Source organism: Bradyrhizobium sp. USDA 376, assembly GCF_054063675.1.
On the sequence record NZ_JBSSGN010000001.1, the window covers coordinates 3,849,110 to 3,870,328 of the forward strand.

19 protein-coding genes are annotated in these 21,219 nt (G+C 65.2%); 7 read left to right on the forward strand and 12 right to left on the reverse strand.

Annotation, left to right across the window (positions count from 1 at the left end; genetic code table 11):
* Positions 1–35: 35 nt before the first annotated feature.
* The 7 genes from ACVJ19_RS18025 to pqqA form a co-directional block, all read right to left on the reverse strand.
* Positions 36–713: a hypothetical protein gene (locus tag ACVJ19_RS18025; protein ID WP_453950377.1), complete on the reverse strand. Its 678-nt coding sequence runs from the start codon at positions 711–713 to the stop codon at positions 36–38.
* A 128-nt stretch (positions 714–841) separates the two neighbouring features.
* Complete coding sequence (gene pip, locus ACVJ19_RS18030; RefSeq protein ID WP_453950378.1) at positions 842–1,849, reverse strand: prolyl aminopeptidase; 1,008 nt, start codon at positions 1,847–1,849, stop codon at positions 842–844.
* On the reverse strand, positions 1,839–3,032 hold the full coding sequence (pqqE, locus tag ACVJ19_RS18035) for a pyrroloquinoline quinone biosynthesis protein PqqE (protein WP_453950379.1): 1,194 nt from the start codon (positions 3,030–3,032) through the stop codon (positions 1,839–1,841). The genes pip and pqqE overlap by 11 nt, the downstream gene beginning before the upstream one ends.
* Positions 3,029–3,340 carry a pyrroloquinoline quinone biosynthesis peptide chaperone PqqD gene (gene pqqD, locus ACVJ19_RS18040; RefSeq protein WP_453950380.1) on the reverse strand — a complete coding sequence of 104 codons (312 nt, stop codon included), beginning with the start codon at positions 3,338–3,340 and terminating at the stop codon, positions 3,029–3,031. The genes pqqE and pqqD overlap by 4 nt, the downstream gene beginning before the upstream one ends.
* A 24-nt stretch (positions 3,341–3,364) precedes the next feature.
* Positions 3,365–4,120 carry a pyrroloquinoline-quinone synthase PqqC gene (pqqC, locus tag ACVJ19_RS18045; RefSeq protein ID WP_453955156.1) on the reverse strand — a complete coding sequence of 252 codons (756 nt, stop codon included), beginning with the start codon at positions 4,118–4,120 and terminating at the stop codon, positions 3,365–3,367.
* 20 nt (positions 4,121–4,140) lie between these two features.
* Positions 4,141–5,070, reverse strand: a complete 930-nt coding sequence (gene pqqB, locus ACVJ19_RS18050; protein WP_453950381.1) for a pyrroloquinoline quinone biosynthesis protein PqqB — start codon at positions 5,068–5,070, stop codon at positions 4,141–4,143.
* Between the two features lie 118 nt (positions 5,071–5,188).
* The gene (gene pqqA / locus ACVJ19_RS18055) at positions 5,189–5,269 is read right to left on the reverse strand and encodes a pyrroloquinoline quinone precursor peptide PqqA (RefSeq protein WP_007595659.1); all 81 of its coding nucleotides are present in this window, start codon (positions 5,267–5,269) and stop codon (positions 5,189–5,191) included.
* A 261-nt stretch (positions 5,270–5,530) separates the two neighbouring features.
* Between pqqA and ACVJ19_RS18060 the strand changes: the two genes are divergently transcribed.
* The 5 genes from ACVJ19_RS18060 to tarD all read left to right on the forward strand — a co-directional run bounded on the left by ACVJ19_RS18060 (position 5,531) and on the right by tarD (position 9,486).
* Entirely contained in the window at positions 5,531–5,788 is a 258-nt protein-coding gene (locus ACVJ19_RS18060) for a DUF6894 family protein (protein ID WP_453950382.1), read from the forward strand.
* A gap of 161 nt (positions 5,789–5,949) precedes the next feature.
* Positions 5,950–7,350 (forward strand): amidase family protein, encoded by a 1,401-nt coding sequence (locus tag ACVJ19_RS18065; protein WP_453950383.1) that lies wholly within the window; start codon positions 5,950–5,952, stop codon positions 7,348–7,350.
* 2 nt (positions 7,351–7,352) lie between these two features.
* Complete coding sequence (locus ACVJ19_RS18070; RefSeq protein ID WP_453950384.1) at positions 7,353–7,829, forward strand: glutathione peroxidase; 477 nt, start codon at positions 7,353–7,355, stop codon at positions 7,827–7,829.
* Positions 7,830–7,840: 11 nt separating this feature from the next.
* Complete coding sequence (locus ACVJ19_RS18075; protein WP_035730878.1) at positions 7,841–8,083, forward strand: DUF3297 family protein; 243 nt, start codon at positions 7,841–7,843, stop codon at positions 8,081–8,083.
* Between the two features lie 233 nt (positions 8,084–8,316).
* Positions 8,317–9,486 (forward strand): D(-)-tartrate dehydratase, encoded by a 1,170-nt coding sequence (tarD, locus tag ACVJ19_RS18080; protein WP_453950385.1) that lies wholly within the window; start codon positions 8,317–8,319, stop codon positions 9,484–9,486.
* Between the two features lie 319 nt (positions 9,487–9,805).
* On the opposite strand, the gene ACVJ19_RS18085 is transcribed toward tarD, so the two are convergent.
* Complete coding sequence (locus tag ACVJ19_RS18085) at positions 9,806–11,158, reverse strand: malonyl-CoA decarboxylase (protein WP_453950386.1); 1,353 nt, start codon at positions 11,156–11,158, stop codon at positions 9,806–9,808.
* Between the two features lie 412 nt (positions 11,159–11,570).
* The gene (locus tag ACVJ19_RS18090; RefSeq protein ID WP_453950387.1) at positions 11,571–12,371 is read right to left on the reverse strand and encodes an AraC family transcriptional regulator; all 801 of its coding nucleotides are present in this window, start codon (positions 12,369–12,371) and stop codon (positions 11,571–11,573) included.
* Positions 12,372–12,432: 61 nt separating this feature from the next.
* Here ACVJ19_RS18090 and ACVJ19_RS18095 point away from each other — a divergent pair, with 61 nt between their 5' ends.
* Positions 12,433–13,605, forward strand: a complete 1,173-nt coding sequence (locus tag ACVJ19_RS18095; protein WP_453950388.1) for an MFS transporter — start codon at positions 12,433–12,435, stop codon at positions 13,603–13,605.
* Positions 13,606–14,189: 584 nt separating this feature from the next.
* Complete coding sequence (locus ACVJ19_RS18100) at positions 14,190–16,451, forward strand: cation:proton antiporter domain-containing protein (RefSeq protein WP_453950389.1); 2,262 nt, start codon at positions 14,190–14,192, stop codon at positions 16,449–16,451.
* 189 nt (positions 16,452–16,640) lie between these two features.
* Here ACVJ19_RS18100 and ACVJ19_RS18105 read toward each other — a convergent pair whose 3' ends face one another.
* From ACVJ19_RS18105 to ACVJ19_RS18115, 3 genes are read right to left on the reverse strand one after another with little or no spacing between them, the layout of a single operon-like run.
* Positions 16,641–19,793 (reverse strand): efflux RND transporter permease subunit, encoded by a 3,153-nt coding sequence (locus tag ACVJ19_RS18105; protein ID WP_453950390.1) that lies wholly within the window; start codon positions 19,791–19,793, stop codon positions 16,641–16,643.
* A gap of 12 nt (positions 19,794–19,805) precedes the next feature.
* Positions 19,806–20,999, reverse strand: coding sequence for an efflux RND transporter periplasmic adaptor subunit (locus ACVJ19_RS18110; protein ID WP_453950391.1), 1,194 nt, complete (start codon positions 20,997–20,999; stop codon positions 19,806–19,808).
* Positions 20,996–21,217, reverse strand: coding sequence for a hypothetical protein (locus ACVJ19_RS18115; RefSeq protein ID WP_453950392.1), 222 nt, complete (start codon positions 21,215–21,217; stop codon positions 20,996–20,998). Before ACVJ19_RS18115 ends, ACVJ19_RS18110 begins: the two co-directional genes overlap by 4 nt.
* Positions 21,218–21,219: the final 2 nt, after the last annotated feature.

Sequence of the window (21,219 nt, forward strand, 5' to 3'; positions counted from 1 at the left end):
GCGTGCGGTGCAATATGCTGCGATGCGAGTAGCGCTTAGCCGCGCGCGATATCGTCCTTCGCGAGGTCCCACATCAGGCAGTAGGTGCCGACGGAGACCGGAAGCGGGAAGGGTGATGCGGCGGGACCGGTGAAGCGCTCGGCGATGACCGCCGAGACCGCGCCGACATGGGTGCCGTCGATCAGCACGAACCAGTCGTGTGCACCCTCGTTGCGCACTGCCGGAATTCCCGCCGTTGCGCCCGACAATTCCGGCTCGCTCTCGAGCAGATGCATCGAGATGATGCCGGCGTGCTTTTCCGGCGCCAGCTTTTCTTGCAGTGCATCACGCCAAGGCGCGGCATTATCAGGCGTCGGCCGCAGCCGCACCACGCCGAGCGCAGCGCCGCGGCCCGTGCCGTTACTGATCGTGGTGCGCGCGACCACGCGCAGCATGTCCTTGAAACGCGCCATGCTCCGCCGCGACCATTCGGTTTTGTTGGCGAGCCGCGCCCGGTAGGCCGGACTGTCGAGCACGTCGAGCGTCGCGGTCGAGTACAGGGAGAGATATTTGGGATTGGCGGCATGCGCGACATAGCGACGCGCTTCCAGGAATCCCTCGATCGCGACGCGCTCTTCCAGATGCTCGCGATCGTACCAGCGGTTGAAATCGGCCTCATCGGCGGCGTCGATATTCATCGACGTCAGCAGCATGCCTTTCCCGGCGAGCGGCATTGTTCTTGTCCTTCCATGCTCACCCCTCATGGTGAGGAGCGCATCTTCGCGCGTCTCGAACCATGAAAGGCCCCTGCTGTTGCATCTCGGCCTTTCATCCTTCGAGACGCGCGCGAAGGGCGCGCTCCTCAGGATGAGGAGATAGATCCCTGTCGCGGAATCTTCGAAGCAAGGTCCGCGATCGACCTCATGACCGCGTCCCTCACGCCGGTATCATAGAGCGAATGTCCGGCTTCTTCCACGATGCGAAGCTCGGAACCGGGCCAAGCCTTCGCGAGCGCCTGCGATGTCTCAGGAGGGCACAACAGATCATAGCGCCCCTGCACGATGATGCCGGGAATGCCGGCGAGCCGGCCCGCGTTTCGCAGCAACTGGTCTTTGCTCATGAAGGAATTGTTGACGAAATAATGCGCCTCCATGAACGGCGTTGCCGGCAATGTCCGCCACACGTTCAGCGAGGCGAGGTCCAGCCGCGTCTTTGCAGCCTTGTGCTCGGACAAGATGCGCTCGGTATCGTGCCAGGCCTTCGCCGCCGGTCCATGCACGGCCGGGTCGGCATCGAGGATGCGGCGCCAATAGGCGTCCACCGGCCGCTCCCGCTCCTCTTGCGGCAGCACGCTGAGGAAATCCTCGTAAAGCGCTGGATAGAATTGCGACAGGCGCGTCGTGAAGGCCGTCACGACCTCGGCCCGCGTGCCCAGGAAGGTTGCGCGGAGCGCAATGCCGGAGACGCGCTCGGGATGCGCCTCGGCGTAGGCCAGCGCCAGCGTCGCGCCCCAGGAGCCGCCGACCAGCATCCAGCGCGCGAAGCCGAATTTTTCGCGGATCTTTTCCATGTCGGCGACGAGATGCGCCGTCGTGTTGTGCTCGCGCGATCCCTTCGGCCGACTGCGGCCGCAGCCGCGCTGGTCGAACAGCACGGCGCAGAAGCGGTCGGGGTCGAACAGCCGACGATGGTCGGGCTGGCAGCCGCTGCCGGGCCCGCCATGCAGATAGACCGCAGGGATGCCGTCGGCGCGACCGACGCTCTCGACATGGAGCTCATGGCCGTCGCCGACGTCGAGCATGTCGGAAGTCAGCGGCGCAAAGGGATCGGCGCGTTTGGCGGATGCGGCCGCGTCGGCGTCAGGCACCATTCTCGGATTCCAGAGTGCCGCCGGCGAAATTGCGATAGAGGAAGCGGTTGGTCTCGCCCTCGGCCTCGCGCTCGGCCTGCTTGAAGATGGTCTCGTGAAGCGGCGACAGCGCGCAGGCCGGATCGGTGTTGGCGGCATCGCCCGTCAGCGCGAAGGCCTGGCAACGGCAGCCGCCGAAATCGATCTCGCGGAATTCGCAAGATTTGCACGGTTCCTTCATCCAGCCGGTGCCGCGATAGCGGTTGAAGGCCTCCGAGTTCTGCCAGATCCAGGCGATCGAATGGTTCGAGCGCACCGATTCGAAGTCGAGCCCGGTGATGCTCTCGGCGGCATGGCACGGCAGCACCTTGCCGGCGGGCGAGATGTTGAAGAACTGCCGGCCCCAGCCGCCCATGCACTTCTTCGGCCGCAACGCGTAATAATCCGGCACGACGTAGTCGATGGTCAGCCGGCCCTTCAGCCGCTCGCGTGCCTCCTCGACGAGCCGGGTGCATTCGTCGAGCTGCGCCACGGTCGGCATCAGGGCGGCGCGGTTCTTCAGCGCCCAGCCGTAATACTGGACATTGGCGACCTCGAGCCTGTCGGCATCGAGATCGAGCGCCATCTGGATGATGTCGGGGAGCTGATGCAGGTTCTGCCGGTGCATCACCGCGTTCACGGTGAGCGGCAGGTCGAGCTCGCGCGTCCACTTTGCGACCTCGAGCTTCTTGCGATGACCGTTCCTGTAGCCGGCGACGCGATCGGCAAGGCCTTCCTCGACGCCCTGGAAAGAGATCTGCACATGGCAGAGCCCGGCGTCGGCGAGGTCGCTGAGCTTCTCGCGCGTCAGCAGCACGGCCGACGTGATCAGGTTGGTGTAGAGCCCGGCGTCGCTTGCATGCTTGACCAGTTCGACGAGATCCTTGCGCGCCGTCGGCTCGCCGCCGGAGAAATGCACCTGCAGCACGCCGATCTCGGCGAGCTCGCTCAAGACCTTCTTCCATTCCTCGGTGGTCAGCTCCTTGCCCGAGCGGTCGAGCTCGACCGGGTTGGAGCAGTAGGGGCATTGCAGCGGGCAGCGGTGGGTGATCTCCAGCAGCACGGCGAGCGGAATGCCAAACGTCTCCGCCGTCGAGCGCTGCTTCTCCAGCACCGCGAGGCTGTCGCTCATCCCGGGCGCGATGTTGCCGAGCACGTCGCTCATGACGTCTTCTCCCGGGCCTCGGTGAGGAAGCCCTTGTCGGCGAGATCCTGCAGCATGGCGATGACGTCAGTGAGGATTGCCTCGCGCGGCGCGGCGTATTTCGCCGCCAATTGATCGGCGATGTCGCCGACATTGCGCTCGCCGTTGCAGAGCTGCAAAACCTCGACCGCGATCTCGTCAGGCGCCAGCACGCGCTCCGGCGCCAGGATCACCCAGACTTGTCGCGTGTCGTCATATTTCAGCTTGGCATGCCGCGGCAGCACGGGGCGGCTTGTCTCGCTGACGCTGATATGACGCGGCCCGGCCATCGCAGTTCCTCTTAACTCGCCTTCTTAGTTTTCTTTGGGCACGAACGCGCCCGGCGGAATGTTCCCCTCGACATAGGCATGCTGGAGCGCGTCGAGCTGCACCCACAGCACGTTGGTCTTGAAGATCAGCGCGTTGCACACCAGCGCGCGCTGCTCCGGCGTCGTCGCATGCGACTTGACGTAGTCGAGCGCGAAATTGGCATCGCGCGGCGCCTGTGCCAGGCGCCGCTTGAAGTAGCTCATGATGTCGGGGTTGACGAAGTCGTAATGCTCCAGCATGCCGGAGATGCGCTCTTCATGCAGGTTCGGCGCGAACAGCTCGGTGAGCGAGGAGGCGATCGCCTCCAGCGGGCTCTTCTCGCGGCAGTAGTGCACGTAAGCCTCCACCGCGAAGCGCGTTGCCGGCAAGATGCCTTCGGTGGATTCCACGTAAGCGGTGTCGAGCCCGAGCCCTTCGGTCAGCTTCAGCCAGCGCTCGATGCCGCCCTCGCTGCCGACATCGCCGTCATGGTCCTCGATGCGGTGGCGCCATTCCACGCGCGTGGCGCGGTCGCGGAAGCGCGAGATCACCACCGCGTCCTTGATCGGGATGGTGCTCTGGTAATAGTAGCGGTTGAGCGCCCAGGCCTGCACCTGGCCCTTGTTCAGCTTGCCGCCGTGCAGCAGCTTATGGAACGGATGCAGGCTGTGATAGCGCGTCGCCCCGATATGGCGCAGCGTCGCCTCGAGCTCCTCGGCGCTCGTGAGCCTCAAGTCCTTGCCGATCGAGAGCGCGGTCATTCCAGTCATGGACGCGGCATTCACAGCACGATCTCCGTTCCATCCCGAGGTATCTGCCAGCCCGCCTGTTCTACCATTTTCCGCTCCGGGGAGGCGGGCAGCAGCGCCGGGTTCGAGTTATTGATATGCAGAAATATCTTCCTGTCGATATCGAGGTCGGCGAGCCGCGCGATCGCGCCGTCGGCGCCGGACATCGCGACATGGCCCATGCTCTTGCCGGTCTTGTGGCCGAGCCCGGCTTTGATCATCTCGTCGTCCCGCCAGACCGTACCATCGAAGAACACCAGCGCGGCGCCGTCGATCTCGGCCTTCAGCGCATCAGTGACCTCGGCGCAGGCGGCGATGAAGTAGAAGCACTTGCCGGTGGCCTTGTCGGTGACCTTCAGCCCCAGCGTGTCGCCGTCGCCGGTCTCGCCGCCCGGATGCGCCTTGCCTTCCAGATACCAGGCCGACTTGCCGGGGACGGCAAAGGGCAGCACCTCGAGCCCCGCGCGGGCGCCGTCGGGCAGCCGCGGCTCGAACGGCTCACCGACACTGATCGGCTGGCGCCGCACGTTCTTCTCGTTCAGCACGTTGAAGATGCTGTTGCTGTTCAGGATCGCCAGCACCTTCTCATGCGCATAGACCGTGAAGGGCGAGCCTTCGCGCATCGACAGCAGGCCGGCCACGGCATCGACTTCGCCGTTGGTCAGGATTACGCCCGCAACCGGCGTATGGCGCAGCGCCCCCGCCTTGGGATGCAGTTGCGGCGTGGCGTTCAATTGCTGGCGAAGATCGGGCGAGGCGTTGATCAGGAACCAGTGCTCGCCATCGCCGCTGAAGGCAACCGACGCCTGGGTTCGATAGAGCTCATGTCCATTCGCACGGGCCGCGCGGCAACCCTCGCAGCCGCAATTCCATTGCGGCACCCCGCCGCCGGCCCCGGCGCCCAGGACGACGACGCGAAGCATGATCCGTCTCCTGGAGGGAACGTCGCGAGGTGGATCTCAGGTCGACACCGTTTCCTACGTCCGGAAACCGATCGTGACCGAAAGACCCACCAGCGCTGAACGCGAACTCACCAACCGCTTACTTGCGGGTGGCGCTCACATACATGTTGATTTCCATGCCGCAGGGCACTTCGACGATCTTCGGGGCTTTCCAGGCCATTTTGGCTCTCCATTTCGCGAATTCGGACGTGTCCGCCCGCAGATAAATTAATGCGGGCGGAAAAGTTCGCCAGTGAAATTTTCCCGACCAAGGTCGTAGGCCGGCGGAATTGCTGCGCTGCAAAGAGAGCGTATTCCGGCCGCAAAGATGAGCGAATGACATCCGCAAAATTGCCGATAGGTCGTGGTCCCTGTCGGGATAAACCAGTTGTGAGTATAGAACGGCTTCCAATCGGCTACAGGCGACCCCATTGGATCAGGCATGCCCAGATATTTCTTCAACACCCGCATCGGCGACGAATTGATCGTGGATCCTGACGGCGAGGACCTGCGCAATCCCGATCGCGCCTGGGAGGTCGCCCGCCAAATGATCCTGGAGGTCCTGAAGTCGGAAGGAACCCAGCCGGCGCTGCTGGAGGCGGTCATCGAGGTCACCGACGTCGACGGGGACATCGTGCTGGAGTTTCCCTTCACCGAGGCACTGTTGGACATGCCGGACCAGTCGGCGACAAGGCATTAGAGGCGCGCAAGCTGCGCTCCCTCTCCCGCAGGCGGGAGAGGTTGCAGCGTGCCCTGTGGTGAGACCTGTGCAGCACCGACATCAGGCCCTCGCCCCTGCGAAATCCGCATGGCTTTGCTGCGTTCCCGGCGCTAAAAGACGCCGGTCACACGGAGCAAGCCATGCAAGATCTCTGGCGCCTGTCGGCCGCCGACCTCGCCACCCTCGTCAGATCCAAGAAGGTGTCCGCCCGAGAGGCCGCCAAGGCCGGCCTCGACCGCCTGGACGCGGTCAACCCCGCGCTCAATGCCGTGATCGACCACCGCCCGGAGGATGTGCTCAAGCAGGCCGACGCCGTCGATGCCGCCATTAGCCGGGGCGAGGATCCCGGCGTGCTCGCCGGTGTGCCCGTCACCATCAAGGCCAATGTCGACCAGGAAGGCTTTGCCACCACCAACGGCCTTAAGCTGCAGCGCGACCTGATCGCGCGCGAGGACAATCCGGTGGTCGCCAATTTCCGCAAAGCCGGCGCCGTGCTGCTCGGCCGCACCAATTGCCCGGCCTTCTCCTATCGTTGGTTCACCACCAACCTGGTCCATGGCGACACCAAGAACCCCCGCGATGCCTCGTTGACGCCGGGCGGTTCCTCCGGCGGCGCCGGCTCGGCGGTCGCGGCCGGCATCGGCCACATCGCCCACGGCACCGACATCGCCGGCTCGATCCGCTACCCCGCTTATGCCTGCGGCGTGCACGGCCTGCGCCCGACCCTTGGCCGCATCCCCGCCTTCAACCCGGTGCTGCCGGAGCGCCCGATCGGGCCGCAGATCATGGCGGTGTCGGGCCCGCTGGCCCGCACGGTCAATGACCTGCGCATCTCGCTCGAAGCGATGTCGGCCCGCGACATCCGCGATCCCTGGTATGTGCCGGCGCCGCTCGAAGGCCCCGTGCGGCCGAAGCGTGCCGCGCTCTGCCTCAACCCGGACGGCCTTGCCACGACGCCGGAGGTGAAGGCCGCCGTGAGCGATGCCGGCAAGCGCCTGGAGCGCGCGGGCTGGACCGTCGACGTCATCGAGAACGCCCCGCCGATGCGCGAAGCGGTCGAGTGGCAGATCAAGCTGTGGCTCGGCGACGGTTATGAGGCGCAGCTCGAAATGGCCGAGCGCGAAGGCGATCCCGGCGCGCTGGCATGCCTGCGCGGTAACCGCAGCAGGGTCACGCCGATGGATCAGGCGAACTTCGCGAAGGCGCTGACCCGAAGAGCCACGTTGACGCGCGACTGGATGCTGTTCTTCGAAAAATACGCCGTGCTGCTGACGCCGGTCTCCGGCGAGCTGCCGTTCCCCGATCATCTCGATCGCAAGGACGAGGAGTCCTTCAAGCGCGTCTGGGAAGCGCAGCTGCCGCAGATTGCGATTCCGTTCATGGGCCTGCCCGGCCTCGTGGTCTCCACCGGCCTCGTCGGCAAGGCGCCGGTCGGCGTGCATATCGTGTCGGGACGCTATCGCGAGGATCTGTGCCTGCTCGCAGGCGAAGCGATCGAGGCCGGCGGCGTGCCGCCGTCGCCGATCGACCCCGTGGGTTAGTGATGTCTGTGATCTACGACTACAAGGCCAACTCGCTTGCCGGCGACGAAGTGTCGATGCGCCGGTTCGAGGGGCAGGTGCTGCTGATCGTCAACACCGCGAGCAAATGCGGCTTCACGCCGCAATATCGCGGCCTCGAGGATCTCTACCGCGATCTCTCGCCGCGCGGCTTCGCGGTGCTCGGCTTTCCCTGCAACCAGTTCGGCGCGCAGGAGCCGGGGCAGGCAAGCGAGATCCAGGAATTCTGCTCGACCCATTACGACGTCACCTTCCCGCTGTTCGAGAAGATCGACGTCAACGGCGCCAATGCGCATCCCTTGTATGAGTACCTGAAACGTCAGCAATCCGGCCTGTTAGGGGCCTCCATCAAATGGAATTTCACCAAATTCCTGGTGGACCGTGCCGGCAAGGTCATCGCGCGCTACGCGCCGACCGCCCGGCCCGAAGGATTGCGGCAGCAAATCGAGACCCTGTTGTAAGCGAGACAATCATGAGCGACGAATTTCCCGACCGCCTCTCGGTCGACCCGAACAGCCCCTACTACAATGCGGACATCCTGGCGCGCGACGTCGGCATCCGCTTCAAGGGCATCGAGAAGACCAATGTCGAGGAGTACTGCATCAGCGAAGGCTGGGTCCGCGTCACCGCCGGCAACGCCAAGGACCGCTACGGCAATCCGCTGACCATCAAGGTGCATGGTCCGGTCGAGCCGTATTTTCGGGATAAGAAATGACGGCGAAGCCGTCATCGCAATGACGATGTGGAAGTGGGCTGCGCGCCCAAATGCATCCCCGTCACCCTGAGGTGCTCGCCTCTTCGGCGAGCCTCGAAGGGCGACGGCCCCGGCGGCACCTCGACCGTTCATCCTTCGAGGCTCTCCGTAGGACGCGACGCGTCGTACGGCTCGCACCTCAGGATGACGGGGAGACAGTCGACGAAATTCCTCTTGAGCAAAGGCCAACCCCCATGTCCGTCCGCATCGTCGACGTCCGCGAGATCACAAAACCGATCTCGTCCCCGATCCGCAACGCCTATATCGACTTCACCAGGATGACGACCAGCCTCGTCGCCGTTGTCACCGATGTCGTGCGCGACGGCAAGCGCGTCGTCGGCTACGGATTCAACTCCAATGGCCGCTACGGGCAGGGCGGATTGATCCGCGAGCGTTTTGCCTCGCGCATCACGGAGGCCGATCCGAAGTCGCTGCTGGATGGCACCGGCGACAATCTCGACCCCGACAAGGTCTGGGCCGCGATGATGACCAACGAGAAGCCGGGCGGCCATGGCGAGCGCTCGGTCGCGGTCGGCACCATCGACATGGCGGTGTGGGACGCGGTGGCCAAGATCGCCGGCAAGCCGCTGTTCCGTCTGCTCGCCGAACGTCACGTCGTCAAGGCCAATCCCCGCGTGTTCGTCTACGCTGCCGGCGGTTACTACTATCCCGGCAAGGATCTCTCGATGCTGCGCGGCGAGATGCGCGGCTATCTCGATCGCGGCTACAACGTCGTGAAGATGAAGATCGGCGGCGCGCCGATCGACGAAGACCGCACCCGCATCGAGGCGGTCCTGAAGGAGATCGGCAAGGACGCGCAGCTCGCCGTCGACGCCAACGGCCGGTTCAATCTGGAGACCGGAATCGCCTACGCAAAAATGCTGCGCGATTATCCCTTGTTCTGGTACGAGGAGGTCGGCGATCCCCTCGACTACGCGCTGCAGGCCGCGCTCGCCGAATTCTATCCCGGCCCGATGGCGACAGGCGAGAATCTGTTCAGCCACCAGGACGCCCGCAATTTGATCCGCTACGGCGGCATGCGCCCCGACCGCGACTGGCTGCAATTCGACTGCGCGCTGTCCTATGGCCTGTGCGAATACCAGCGCACGCTCGAGGTGCTAAAGACCTACGGCTGGTCGCCGAGCCGCTGCATCCCGCACGGCGGCCACCAGATGTCGCTCAACATCGCCGCCGGCCTGGGCCTCGGCGGCAACGAAAGCTACCCCGACCTGTTCCAGCCCTACGGCGGCTTCCCGGACGGCGTCCGCGTCGAGAACGGCCACATCACCATGCCCGATCTCCCCGGCATCGGTTTCGAAGGCAAGTCCGATCTCTACAAGGAGATGAAGGCGCTGGCGGAGTAGGGGCGGCGGCGCTGGGGTACGATGGCCGCGCCACACTCAGTGTCGTCCCGGACAAGCGCGCCTTAAGCGCGCGCCGATCCGGGACCCATAACCCCAGGGAGAAGTCGTCCCTTGAAGCTGACAACTCCGAGTCGTCGTAACCACGCTCTCCTGTGGTTATGGGTCCCGGCCTTCCCCTCCGCTGTCATGCCCCGCGAAGGCGGGGCATCCAGTACGCCGCGGCGGGTGTGGAGAAAGTGAGTTCTTTAACGCAGGCCTCTGGAATACTGGATCGTCCGCCTTCGCGGACGATGACACCGAGGTTGTTGCTAAGACGTGCCTACGACAGCCGCATATCCAGCAGCCGTCGCCCTTCGCCCTTGAGCAGCTTCTTCACTGCACTGGACGCCACGACCTCGCCGTCATTGGCATAGGCCTCGTGGTTCTTCTCGATGTCGTCGAGGCGGTAGAGATAGTTGACCATCACGCCGGCGGACTCGCGCACGCCCTTCGGCGAGAGATCTCCTAACCAGTTGATGCGCTCAAGCCGGGCGCCGTTGCCGAGATGGAAGCGGGCGACGGAGTCGATCAGCCGGCCCTTGGGCGTGCGCGCCTTCAGGAAATAATAGGCGGCGAGCGGCTCCAGCACGCTGCGGAGCAGCGTCGTCGTCTCGGGGCTCTCGAACCATTTGGGATCGTCGAGGCGCTTCAGCACCTCGCGGTCCTCGTCCGACAGCGGCAGGTCCTTGTCCTGCTTCACCCATTGCATGAAGCCCGGCACCGGCGACAGCGTCACGAAGGTGTCGAGCTTAGGCAGCTCGCGGCGCAGCTCCTCCACCACCTGCTTGATCAGGAAGCTGCCGAAGGAGATGCCGCCAAGACCGCGCTGGGTGTTGGAGATCGAATAGAACACGGCCGTGCGCGCACGCTCGATCGGCAGATGCTGGCGGTCTACGGCGAGCAGCGGCGCGATCGCGCCCGGCATGGTCTCGGTCAGCGCCACCTCGACGAAGATCAGCGGCTCGTCGACCATCGCCGGATGGAAGAAGGCGTAGCAGCGGCGGTCGACCGGATCGATGCGGCGGCGCAGATCGTCCCAGTCGCTGATCTCGTGCACGGCCTCGTAACGGATGATCTTTTCGAGGATGTTGGCCGGGGTCGACCAGTCAATCCTGCGCAGCACGAGAAACCCCCTGTTGAACCACGAAGAGAGGAGATGCGAGACGTCGCGATCGAGCGCGGCGAGATCGGTGTGCCCGTTCATCATGCCGAGCAGATCGGCGCGCATGGCGACGAGATCGCCGGTGCCGCCGGGCGCCCGGTTGAGGCGGCGGATCAGCTCCTGCCGCCGCGGCTCCGAGGCGAAATGCAGCGAGCTTGCGTCTTCGTCGGTCGGCTTGGCGCGCCACTTCTCGATTGCCTGGGACAGACGTTCCCGGTCCGGGCCGAAATCGCGCACCAGCGCCTCGAAGAAGGCGCGGCGTCCCGCCGCATCCAGATCCCTGTAGAGATCGAGCACCTCGCGTGCCATCGCCGTGCCGGAGGCTTCGCCCCGGCCCGATAGCAGCGCGTCGCAGAGCTCGATCAGCCCGTCGGCGTCCTGTCTGGTGTCAGAACCATCGCCGCGCCGAAGCAGCGTGCGGCCGCGCTCGGAGATCGTGGCGAGCAGATCGGAGAAGAAGGCGTTGGCCATCTGGGCTTTCGATTCCGGGATTGTGCGATGCGGAAGCTTACACGGGATTTAGGCGGAAGCCGATCACAATCAAGCAGGCGAATTTTGTATCTTTAGTGGTGCTATGCATCACCAAGAATGCTGTCATGCCCCGCGCAGGCGGGGCATCCAGTGCGCCACGGCCTCTCGGTTCAACCGCTGCCGTAGGTTCAACCGCTGCCGTAGGGTGGGCAAAGGCGCACTTGCGCCGTGCCCACCATCTCTCGCTAACTGCAAAGAACCGTGGGCACGCTTCGCTTTGCCCACCCTACAAGTTCTGTCATGCCCCGCGAAGGCGGGGCATCCAGTACGCCGCGGCTTCTCGGTTCAATCTCCGGCGCCGGTGGAATACTGGATCGTCCGCCTTCGCGGACGATGACAGCGTCGGGTGGGGCTACCCCTTCCCCGCAAACTCCGTCGGCGTCCGCCCCGTCACCTGACGGAACGCCGCCGAGAACGCCGGCACGCTGGCATAACCGAGCTGGGTCGCCAGCTGCTTCACCGACACGCTGGCATCCGTGGACAGAAGCTGGATCGCCGATGCGATACGGGCGCGCTGGCACCAGCTCTTGAAGCTCAGCTGCGTCTCGCTCGAGAACAGCCGCGACAGCGTGCGCGCGGAAGTTCCGACCTCGCGCGCCAGCGTGTCGATGTCGTGCAGGCCGGTGGGATCGTCGAGCACGATCATCGCGGCGCGGCGGCAGCGCGGCTCGCGCGGCAGCGGCACGAAGGTGGCGGAATCCTCGGCCTGGTGCAGTTCCAGCATCACCAGGCGGACCAGCAGCTCGGTGCGCTCTTCCGTATTGCGCGCATCGAACAGCGCGAGGATCGCCTGGTTGAGCAGCGGCGACACCCGCACCACGAATTCCCGGGTCAGTCCCTCATAGCGTTTTTCGCGCTTGAGCCAGGACAGGTCGAAATACAGCGTGCGCATCTCGATGTCCGCGAGCAGGTCGATGGCATGCTCCAGCCCGGCCGGCACCCAGACCGCGCGGTCCGGCGGCACCAGCCAGCGCCCCCCGGGCGTCGTCACCTGCATCGTGCCGCGTGCCGCATAGATCAGCTGCGACTCGCGATGCAGGTGCGGATCGATCCGCATGCCCTTGGGATAATCGCGCGCGACCAGATGCACGCCCGCGGGCGAGCGATGGTTGCTCCGGACCTCTCTCAGGATTGGCGTTTCCAAGACACTCATTGGCAGCACCCCGTCATGGGTCCGACATATAACTCATTTCGGAGCAGGAGAGGATTCGGGAATGAACAGCCCCAGCCGGGTCATCAGTTTCGTCAACGCAGGCCATTTCATCGACCATTATTCGATGCTGATCTTTGCCGCCGCCGTGATCATCATGGGGCCGGCGCTCGGCATGGCCTATTCGGAGCTGCTGCCTTACGCGACGCCCGGCTTCATCGCGTTCGGCGCCGGCTCGCTGCTCACCGGCTGGCTCGGCGACCGCTGGAGCCGCCGCCACATGATGCTGATCTTCTTCGTCGGCATTGGCGGATCCATGATCTCGGTCGGCTTCGTGCAGACGCCCGTGCAGCTCGGCGCCGCGCTGCTCGCCATCGGCATCTTTGCCTCGATCTACCATCCCGTCGGCACCGCCATGATCGTGTCCTATGCCGACCGGCTCGGCCGCGAGATGGGCATCAACGGCGTCTGGGGCAATCTCGGCGTCGCCTCGTCCGCGCTGGTGACCGGCGTGATCGGCCAGTATCTCGGCTGGCGCTTTGCGTTCATCGTTCCCGGCGTGGTCACGGTCCTGATCGGCATCGCGTTTGCGATGATGGTCGTGCACGAGGACCGCAAGGGCTCGAAGCAGGCGGCGGCGCAGGCGCGGGTGGCGAAACAGGACATGTGGCGCGTGATCCTGGCGCTGCTGATCGTGGTGATCGCGATTTCCACGACCTTCAATGCCGTCACCGTCGCGTTGCCAAAGCTGTTCGCCGAGCGGCTCGCCGACCTGACCAAGAGCCCGGCGCTGCTCGGGGTCATCGCGGCCTGCGTCTACGTGTTCGGGGCGATGACGCAGTACACGATCGGCCGGCTGCTCGACCGCTATTCCTTGAAGACGGTGGCGCTGCCGCTGTCCTTCATGCTGGCGCCATTCCTGTATCTCGCCGCCAGCCTGAACAATCTGCCGCTGATCCTGGTCTCGATCGGCATCGTCATGGGCGCGTTCGGGCAGGTCACGGTCAACGACGCCATGGTCGGCAAGTACACCACGGAAGAGTGGCGCTCGCGCGCCTATGCCGTGCGCTATTTCGTCGGCTTCACCGCGGCCGGCGCCTCCGTCGGCCTGGTCGCCTGGCTCTACGAGCAGGGCGGCTTCGTCACCATGCTGCATGCCTTCGCCGCACTCTGCCTGCTCGCGATCGCCGCCGCGCTGATCCTGCCCCGCGAGATCAGGACGCCGCAGCCGGCGTGAGTGCGGTACTCGTGTCCCGGACAAGCGCGCCTCAAGCGCGCGCAGAGCCGGGACCCAGAGGCCGCGAATTCCCGTGTCGCATGGGCCCCGGCTCTGCAGCGCACCGCCGAAGGGGCGCTGCGCTGCGTCCGGGGCACGAGCGGGGCGTGAGGCCGGGATTCTCACCACGCCGTCATTGCGAGCGCAGCGAAGCAATCCAGACGATCAGTTCCTCATCCTGAGGAGCGCGGGACGCGCGTCTCGAAGGATGAATGGCCCGGCCGGTGGCCTCGCCCTTCGAGACGCGCGCCAGGAGCGCGCTCCTCAGGGTGAGGGTCTTCCTCAATTGCTTCTCTAAGGGATGGACTGGCACGCTGCCCATGCCACCCATGATGCCATTCTGCTCCTGTTTTGCCCGACGGAGCAAGTCGTTTCGGCGGAGCCGAAATTTCTGAAGCTTACTCAACCCCATCTCTACTGTGCATGGGGTTGTTTTCGCACTTTTTGTTTTCACTCCTTTAACCCCGCCGCGAGCGGTGGGAACCTGCTCCACCTCCCGCGGGTTCTATCCCCTGTGGGGCAGATGAAGGGGGAAAGATAGCTGCATGCAGTGGAGCCTGCTCCGACCGGTTGGCCTCGTCCCCGCGGCGCTTGTCCTCACCACCATTGCGGCCAGTGCGGAGGGCGGCAAGTCGGCCGGCCCGTCCGAATTCTTGCTGGTGGCGCAGATCGTGCTGCTGATCGCCGTCGGCCGCGGCCTCGGCGAGATCATGCAGCGGATCGGTCAACCCTCGGTGATCGGCGAACTGCTCGCCGGCATCCTGCTCGGGCCGTCGCTGCTCGGCTGGCTCTGGCCGGAGGCGCAGCACGCCATCTTTCCCAGGACGCCCGAGCAGAAGGCGATGATCGACGGCGTCGCCCAGTTCGGCATTCTTCTTCTGCTGCTGCTGACTGGCATGGAGACCGACCTCAAGCTGGTCAGGAAGGTCGGCAGGGCCGCCATCGCGATCTCGATCGCCGGCATCGTCGTGCCCTTTGCCTGCGGCTTTGCCCTCGGCGAGTTCCTGCCGGACGCGCTGCTGCCCGATCCGCACGCGCGCCTCGTCGCCTCGCTGTTCATGGGCACGGCGCTGTCGATCTCCTCGGTGAAGATCGTCGCGGTGGTGGTGCGCGAGATGAACTTCATGCGCCGCAATGTCGGCCAGATCATCGTCGCCACCGCCGTGATCGACGACACCATCGGCTGGATCATCATCGCCGTTATCTTCAGCCTGGCCTCGCAAGGCACGCTCGACCTGGCCTCGGTCGCCAAGGCCGTGCTGGGTACGCTGGCCTTCCTTGCGGTCAGCTTCACCATCGGCCGCCGCCTGGTGTTCCAGCTGATCCGCTGGGCCAACGACACCCTCGTCAGCTCCGCACCTGTCATCACAGTCATTCTGCTGCTGATGGGGACGATGGCGCTGATCACGCACCTGATCGGCGTGCACACCGTGCTCGGCGCTTTCGTCGCCGGCATCCTGGTCGGCGAGTCGCCGATCCTGACAAGGCAGATCGATGAGCGCCTGCGCGGCCTGATCTCGAGCTTCTTCATGCCGGTGTTCTTCGGTCTCGCCGGCCTTGCCGCCGATCTGTCGGTGCTGCGCGATCCCAATCTCCTGATGCTCACCGGCCTCTTGGTCGTCATCGCCAGCGTCGGCAAGTTCGGCGGCGCCTTCGTCGGCGGCACATTGGGCGGGCTGAACTATCGGGAGTCGCTCGCGCTCGCCAGCGGCATGAACGCGCGCGGCTCGACCGAGGTGATCATCGCGACCATCGGCCTGTCCATCGGCGTGCTCAGCCAGAACCTGTTCACGATGATCGTCACCATGGCGATCGTGACCACGATTGCGATGCCGCCGATGCTGCGCGCGGCGCTGGCAAAACTGCCGATGAGCAAGGAGGAGAAGGAGCGCCTCGAGCGCGAGGAATTCGAGAGGCGCGGCTTCATCGCAAATCTCGAACGTCCCCTGCTGGCGGTCGACGAGAGCGTCAACGCCACCTTTGCCGCCCACGTCGCGGGCCTGATCGCCGGCATGCGCGGCCTGCCGATCACCGTGCTGCATGTCGGCAAGCGCGCCACGGAGCAGGAGAAGAGCCGAGACGAGGAGGAGAGCCACGAAGCCGTGGTGAAGAGGGCGGCCGAAACGGTCGCTTCCGACCCCGAGGTCGGGAACGTCGATGTGACGACGCGGATTCGCAGATCGGACCTCGGCGAAGCGGTCGGCGAGGAGGCGAAGAAGGGCTTCGATCTCCTCGTCGTCGGCATCGACAAGGTCGTCGCGACCAAGGATCGCTTCGACAGGAAGATCGAGGACATCGCCGCCGAATTTGAAGGGCCGCTCGCGATCGTGTTGGCCAAGGGCAGCCACCTGAAGCAGCCGGTGCCCGACGGGCTGAACATCCTCGTCCCGGTCTCCGGCAGCGCCGTCTCCAAGCGCGGCGCGGAGGTCGCAGTCGCGCTGGCGCAGGCCGGATCAGGCTCGCTGCGTGTGATCTATGTGGCGACGACGCGCGACAAGGGCGCGCAACGCGGAGTGTCCCGTGGCCTCAGTCAGGAAACGGGCATCCTGAAGGACGCCAGCGATCTCGCCGCCCGCTACGATGTCGATATCACCACGACGCTGCGCGTGAACCGGTCGCCGGAGGCTGCGATCCTGCGCGAGATCGACACCACCGACGTCGATCTCGTGGTCATCGGCGTCGACCGCATCCAGGCCGATCATCTCTCCTTCGGCGGTGTCGCCGACGCCGTGCTCAGGCAGTCGAAGGTCTCGGTGCTGCTGGTCTCGAGCGGCGAGGCGCGGCAGGCGTCGGCGAAGAAGGCTTGAGGTGGGCCGTATCCACGCAGATGGTGCACTCCCTCTCCCGCTTGCGGGAGAGGGGTGGGGAGAGGGTGTCTCCTCGTTGGGATACTCCCCAAGAGGAGGGAGCCCTCACCCGCCGCTTCGCGACGACCTCTCCCGCAAGCGGGAGAGGTTACACCGAGCACGCCGCGCCGCTGATCCTGGCTGACACTCTTATGGCTTCACCTCCGCCACCGCCTTCGGCGCTTTCTTCGAGGCGCGCCAGTTCTCGAAGCGCTGCACCACCACGAAGAAGGCCGGCACGAACAGCACCGCGAGGCAGGTCGAGGCCAGCATGCCCGAGAACACCGTGATGCCGATCGACTTGCGGGCGCTGGCGCCGGCGCCGGTCGCGAGCACCAGCGGCACCACGCCGAGGATGAAGGCGAACGACGTCATCAGGATCGGGCGGAAGCGGGCGCGCGCCGCTTCGATCGCCGATTCCAGGATCGGCTTGCCGTCGCGGCCGTGCAGCTCGAGCCCGACCTCGACGATCAGGATGGCGTTCTTCGCCGACAGCGCGATCAGGAGGATCAGGCCGATCTGGCAGTAGAGATTGTTGTCGATCTTGAGGCCGCTCAGGATCAGCATCGGTCCGATCAGCGACAGCGGCACGGCGAGGATCACCGAGATCGGCGCGTACCAGCTCTCGTACTGGCCGGCGAGCACGAGATAGACCAGCAGCATGGCAAGCCCGAACACCCAGTAGATCTGGTTCGAGACCGCCTTCTCCTGGTACGACATCGCAGTCCATTCATAGCCGGTGCCGGGCGGCAGCGTCTTGTCCGCGATCTCCTCCATCAGCTTCAGAGACTGGCCGGACGAGTATCCCTGCGCCGGCAGGCCGATGATGGTCGAGGAGGGATAGAGATTGTAGAGGCTGATCAGCGACGGACCCGTCGCCGGCGTGATCGTGGCGACGGTGCCGATCGGGATCATGTCGCCGTTCGAGTTGCGCACCTGCATGTTGGCGATGTCGCGCTCGGTGACGCGGAAGGCGGGATCGGCCTGCGTATACACCTGGAACACGCGGCCGAACTTGTTGAACTGGTTGACATAGGACGAGCCGAGATAGGTCGACAGCGCCGAGAACACCTGGTCGGTGGTGACGTGCAGCGTCTGGGTCTTGATGCGGTCGATCTCGACGTTGAATTGCGGCACCGACGAGCGGAACGAGGACTGCACGCGCTGCAGCGCGCTCTGGCTCTGGCCGTTTGAGACCATCGCGCCGGTGATGGCCTGCAGCTTTGCGAAGTCGCTGTTGCCGTCGCGCAGCTCGACCTGCATCGAGAAGCCGGCGGCGTTGCCGATGCCCTGGATCGGCGGCGGCGGCAGCACGATGGTGCGTGCTTCCATGATCACGGCGAGCTTGTCGTTGAGGCCAAAGACCAACGAGCGCAGATCCTCGCCGGGCCCTTTGCGCGCATCCCAATCCTTCAGGATGATGTAGGCGACGCCCGCATTGGCAAGGCTCGCGCTGCTGTCGAGCGCGGAGATGCCGGCGATGGTGATGACCTGTGCCACACCCGGCGTCTCCTTGATGATCTCGCTGGCACGATCGAGCACCTTCTGGGTCCGCTCCAGCGAGGCGCCGTCGGGCAGCTGGATAGCGGCGATCAGATAGCCCTGGTCCTCGATCGGCAGGAAGCCGGTGGGCACCCGCGACAGGCCGTAGCCGCCGATCCCGATCAGCACCAAGGCAACCGCGACCGACACCGTGGCGTTCCTGACCAGGAAGGTGATCAGCCGCGTATAGCCGCGCTCAACCCGGTTATAGACGTTGTTGAAGCCGCGATAGAAGAAGTTGCGCCGCTCCGGCGGCACCGCCGGCCGCAGCCACAGCGCGCATTGCGTCGGCTTCAGGGTCGCCGCGTTGATGGCGGACAATAGCGCAGTCGCGGCGATCACCAGCGCGAATTGCGAGTAGATGCGGCCCGTCAGGCCGGCGAGGAACGAGGCCGGCAAAAACACCGAGATCAGCACCAGGGTGATGCCGACGATCGGCGCGAACAGCTGGTCCATCGCCCTGATCGCGGCGTCGTGGCCGTTCATGCCCTGCTCGATATTGTGGGCGGCGCCTTCCACCACGACGATGGCGTCGTCGACGACGATGCCGATCGCGAGCACGATCGCGAACAGCGTCGACATGTTGATGGTGAAGCCGAGCGCCGCCATCGCGGCGAAGGCGCCGATGATGGTGACGGGCACCGTCGTCGCCGGCACCAGCATCGCGCGCCAGTCCTGCAGGAACACGAGGATCACGACCAGCACCAAGAGGCCGGCCTCGATCAGCGTCATGTAGACCTCGTGCACCGAGGCCTCGACGAATTTGGTGGTGTCGAACGGCGTGTCGTATTTGATGCCTTCCGGGAAGCGCTTGGCGAGCTCCGCCATCTTCTTCTCGACCGCCTGCTCGACCTGGAGCGCGTTGGCGCCGGGCGACTGGAACACGCCGATGCCGGTGGCGGGCTGCTTGTTGAGCGAGAAGATCTGGCTGTAGGTCTGCGCGCCGAGCTCGACCCAGCCGACGTCGCGCACGCGCGTGACGTCGCCGCTGGTCCCCGTCTTGACGATGATGTTCTCGAACTGGGTGGCGTCGTCGAGCCGTCCGTTGACGTTGAGCGTGTACTGGAAGGCCTGGCCGGGCGGTGTCGGCGGCGCGCCGACCTGGCCGGCGGAGACCTGCTGGCTCTGCTGCTGGATTGCGTTGATGACGTCCTGCGGCACGAGGCCACGGACCTGCAGCTTGTTGGGATCGAGCCACACCCGCATCGAATACTGGCCGGCGCCGAACACCGTGACGTTGCCGACGCCGGGCAGGCGCGAGAGCTCGTCGCGGATGTTGATGGTGGCGTAGTTGCTCAAGTAGAGGCTGTCATATTTGGCGTCGGGCGAGGTCAACGTCACGAACAGCAGGATCGAGGTCGATTTCTTCTGGACGGTGACGCCCTGGTTCTGCACCGACTGCGGCAGCTGCGAGAGCGCGCTGGAGACGCGATTCTGCACCAGCACCTGCGCGAAGTTCAGGTCGGTGCCGATCTTGAAGGTCACCGTCAGCGTATAGGTGCCGTCGGAGCCGCTGTAGGACTGCATGTAGAGCATGTCCTCGACGCCGTTGACCTGCTGCTCGATCGGTAAGGCAACGGTGTCGATCACGGTCTTGGCGCTGGCACCGGGATAGCGCGTGGTGACCTGCACCGTCGGCGGCACCACGTCGGGGTATTGCGCGACCGCGAGGTTGAACAGCGCGACGCCGCCGATCAGGATCATCAGAAGCGCGATGACGTTCGAGAGGACCGGCCGCTCGATGAAGAACTTTGAGATCATGGCCGGCGGCTCCTACTTGGTGGACGCCTGGGACTGGTCGATCTTCGTCACCTGCGGGTCGATCTTCTGCCCCGGGATCACCCGCAGCAATCCCGCGATCACGACTCGGTCGTCAGGCTTCAGCCCGCTTTCGATCACGCGCAGGCCGTTGTCGGTCGGACCGATCTGCACCTTGCGCTGCTCGACGACATTGTCGCTATTGACGACGAGGAGGTAGCGGCCGCCCTGGTCGCTGCCGAGCGCGGTGTCGGGGACGAGCAGGGCGCTCTTCTCCTGGTCGAAGGGCACGCGGACGCGGACGAAATAACCTGGCAGCAGCGCCCGCTTGTCGTTGGGGATGACGCCGCGCACCGCGAGCGTGCCCGTCGATGTATTGAGGGTCGGCGAGACGTAGTCGAGGTGGCCTTCATGCGGATATCCGGTCTCGGTCTGGAGGCCCACCTGGACCGGCAATTGTTTGAGGTCGGCGACGGTCAGCCCGCGGCGGGCCGCTTCGGCGCGAATGCGAAGGACGTCCTGCTCGTTGACCGTGAAGTTCACCCAGATCGGGTCCAGGGCGACGATGGTCGCGAGCTGGGTCGGGGAGGAAACGCCGACGAGCTCGCCGACCGAAACCAGGTGCGCGCTGACGATGCCGTCGAACGGCGCGGTCACGTTGGTGTAGCCGTAATTGACCTCGGCGAGCCTGGTATTGACCTGCGCCTGCTGGAGGTTGGCCTGAGCGTTGTCGCGGGTCGACGTCGAGGTGTCGAGGGTGGACTGCGAGACCGCCTGGCGCTGCACCAGGTCGACCTGCCGCTTGTAATCGGCTTCGGCCTGCTTGACCGTGGCTTGCGCGCCGACCTCCGCGGCCTTCGCCTGCTCGACCTTGAGCTTGTACGTCTCCGGCTCGATCGTGAACAGCTGGGTGCCCTGCTTGACGAAGCTGCCGTCCTGATAGTCGATCGATTGCAGGAACCCCTGCACGCGCGCGACGAGATCGACGCTCTTGATCGGGGCGGTGTTGCCGGTGGCTTCGACATAGCGCGTCACCGGGCGCTGCACCGGCGTTGCCACATCCACCTTCGGCGGCGGCGGCGCCACGAAGGCGTTCTTGTCCTCGCAGCCGGCGAGCGCGATCACGGCGCTTACGGCGGCGAGCGCCCGTCCGACCTGTCTCCACGCTCCGTTGCGATGGACGAGCGATGCAGGATTCGCGCAGGTCATTCGGTGGCCCCCGATTGTTGTCTGTCGGTGCGGCAGGCTACCAACAAACGTCCGGCCGTGGAACACCATAGCCATGGCAGTCGCCGGCCTTGCACTGCAAACCGCGCCGTGGCCTTTGGCAGGTTTGTCATGGCAAACCGCTTTTCACCGAGCGCACGATCGACCAGAATTGCGTCAAAGAGGCTGAGCAGTTGAAAGAAGAAAAGCGAGGAGAACATGA

Excerpts from the sequence above, each read along its gene's own strand:
- ACVJ19_RS18025 (WP_453950377.1), bottom strand. The coding sequence starts at position 713 with ATGCCGCTCGCCGGGAAAGGCATGCTGCTGACGTCGATGAATATCGAC.
- pip (WP_453950378.1), bottom strand. The coding sequence starts at position 1,849 with ATGGTGCCTGACGCCGACGCGGCCGCATCCGCCAAACGCGCCGATCCC.
- pqqE (WP_453950379.1), bottom strand. The coding sequence starts at position 3,032 with ATGAGCGACGTGCTCGGCAACATCGCGCCCGGGATGAGCGACAGCCTC.
- pqqD (WP_453950380.1), bottom strand. The coding sequence starts at position 3,340 with ATGGCCGGGCCGCGTCATATCAGCGTCAGCGAGACAAGCCGCCCCGTG.
- pqqC (WP_453955156.1), bottom strand. The coding sequence starts at position 4,120 with ATGACCGCGCTCTCGATCGGCAAGGACTTGAGGCTCACGAGCGCCGAG.
- pqqB (WP_453950381.1), bottom strand. The coding sequence starts at position 5,070 with ATGCTTCGCGTCGTCGTCCTGGGCGCCGGGGCCGGCGGCGGGGTGCCG.
- pqqA (WP_007595659.1), bottom strand. The coding sequence starts at position 5,269 with ATGGCCTGGAAAGCCCCGAAGATCGTCGAAGTGCCCTGCGGCATGGAA.
- ACVJ19_RS18060 (WP_453950382.1), top strand. The coding sequence starts at position 5,531 with ATGCCCAGATATTTCTTCAACACCCGCATCGGCGACGAATTGATCGTG.
- ACVJ19_RS18065 (WP_453950383.1), top strand. The coding sequence starts at position 5,950 with ATGCAAGATCTCTGGCGCCTGTCGGCCGCCGACCTCGCCACCCTCGTC.
- ACVJ19_RS18070 (WP_453950384.1), top strand. The coding sequence starts at position 7,353 with ATGTCTGTGATCTACGACTACAAGGCCAACTCGCTTGCCGGCGACGAA.
- ACVJ19_RS18075 (WP_035730878.1), top strand. The coding sequence starts at position 7,841 with ATGAGCGACGAATTTCCCGACCGCCTCTCGGTCGACCCGAACAGCCCC.
- tarD (WP_453950385.1), top strand. The coding sequence starts at position 8,317 with ATGTCCGTCCGCATCGTCGACGTCCGCGAGATCACAAAACCGATCTCG.
- ACVJ19_RS18085 (WP_453950386.1), bottom strand. The coding sequence starts at position 11,158 with ATGGCCAACGCCTTCTTCTCCGATCTGCTCGCCACGATCTCCGAGCGC.
- ACVJ19_RS18090 (WP_453950387.1), bottom strand. The coding sequence starts at position 12,371 with ATGAGTGTCTTGGAAACGCCAATCCTGAGAGAGGTCCGGAGCAACCAT.
- ACVJ19_RS18095 (WP_453950388.1), top strand. The coding sequence starts at position 12,433 with ATGAACAGCCCCAGCCGGGTCATCAGTTTCGTCAACGCAGGCCATTTC.
- ACVJ19_RS18100 (WP_453950389.1), top strand. The coding sequence starts at position 14,190 with ATGCAGTGGAGCCTGCTCCGACCGGTTGGCCTCGTCCCCGCGGCGCTT.
- ACVJ19_RS18105 (WP_453950390.1), bottom strand. The coding sequence starts at position 19,793 with ATGATCTCAAAGTTCTTCATCGAGCGGCCGGTCCTCTCGAACGTCATC.
- ACVJ19_RS18110 (WP_453950391.1), bottom strand. The coding sequence starts at position 20,999 with ATGACCTGCGCGAATCCTGCATCGCTCGTCCATCGCAACGGAGCGTGG.
- ACVJ19_RS18115 (WP_453950392.1), bottom strand. The coding sequence starts at position 21,217 with ATGTTCTCCTCGCTTTTCTTCTTTCAACTGCTCAGCCTCTTTGACGCA.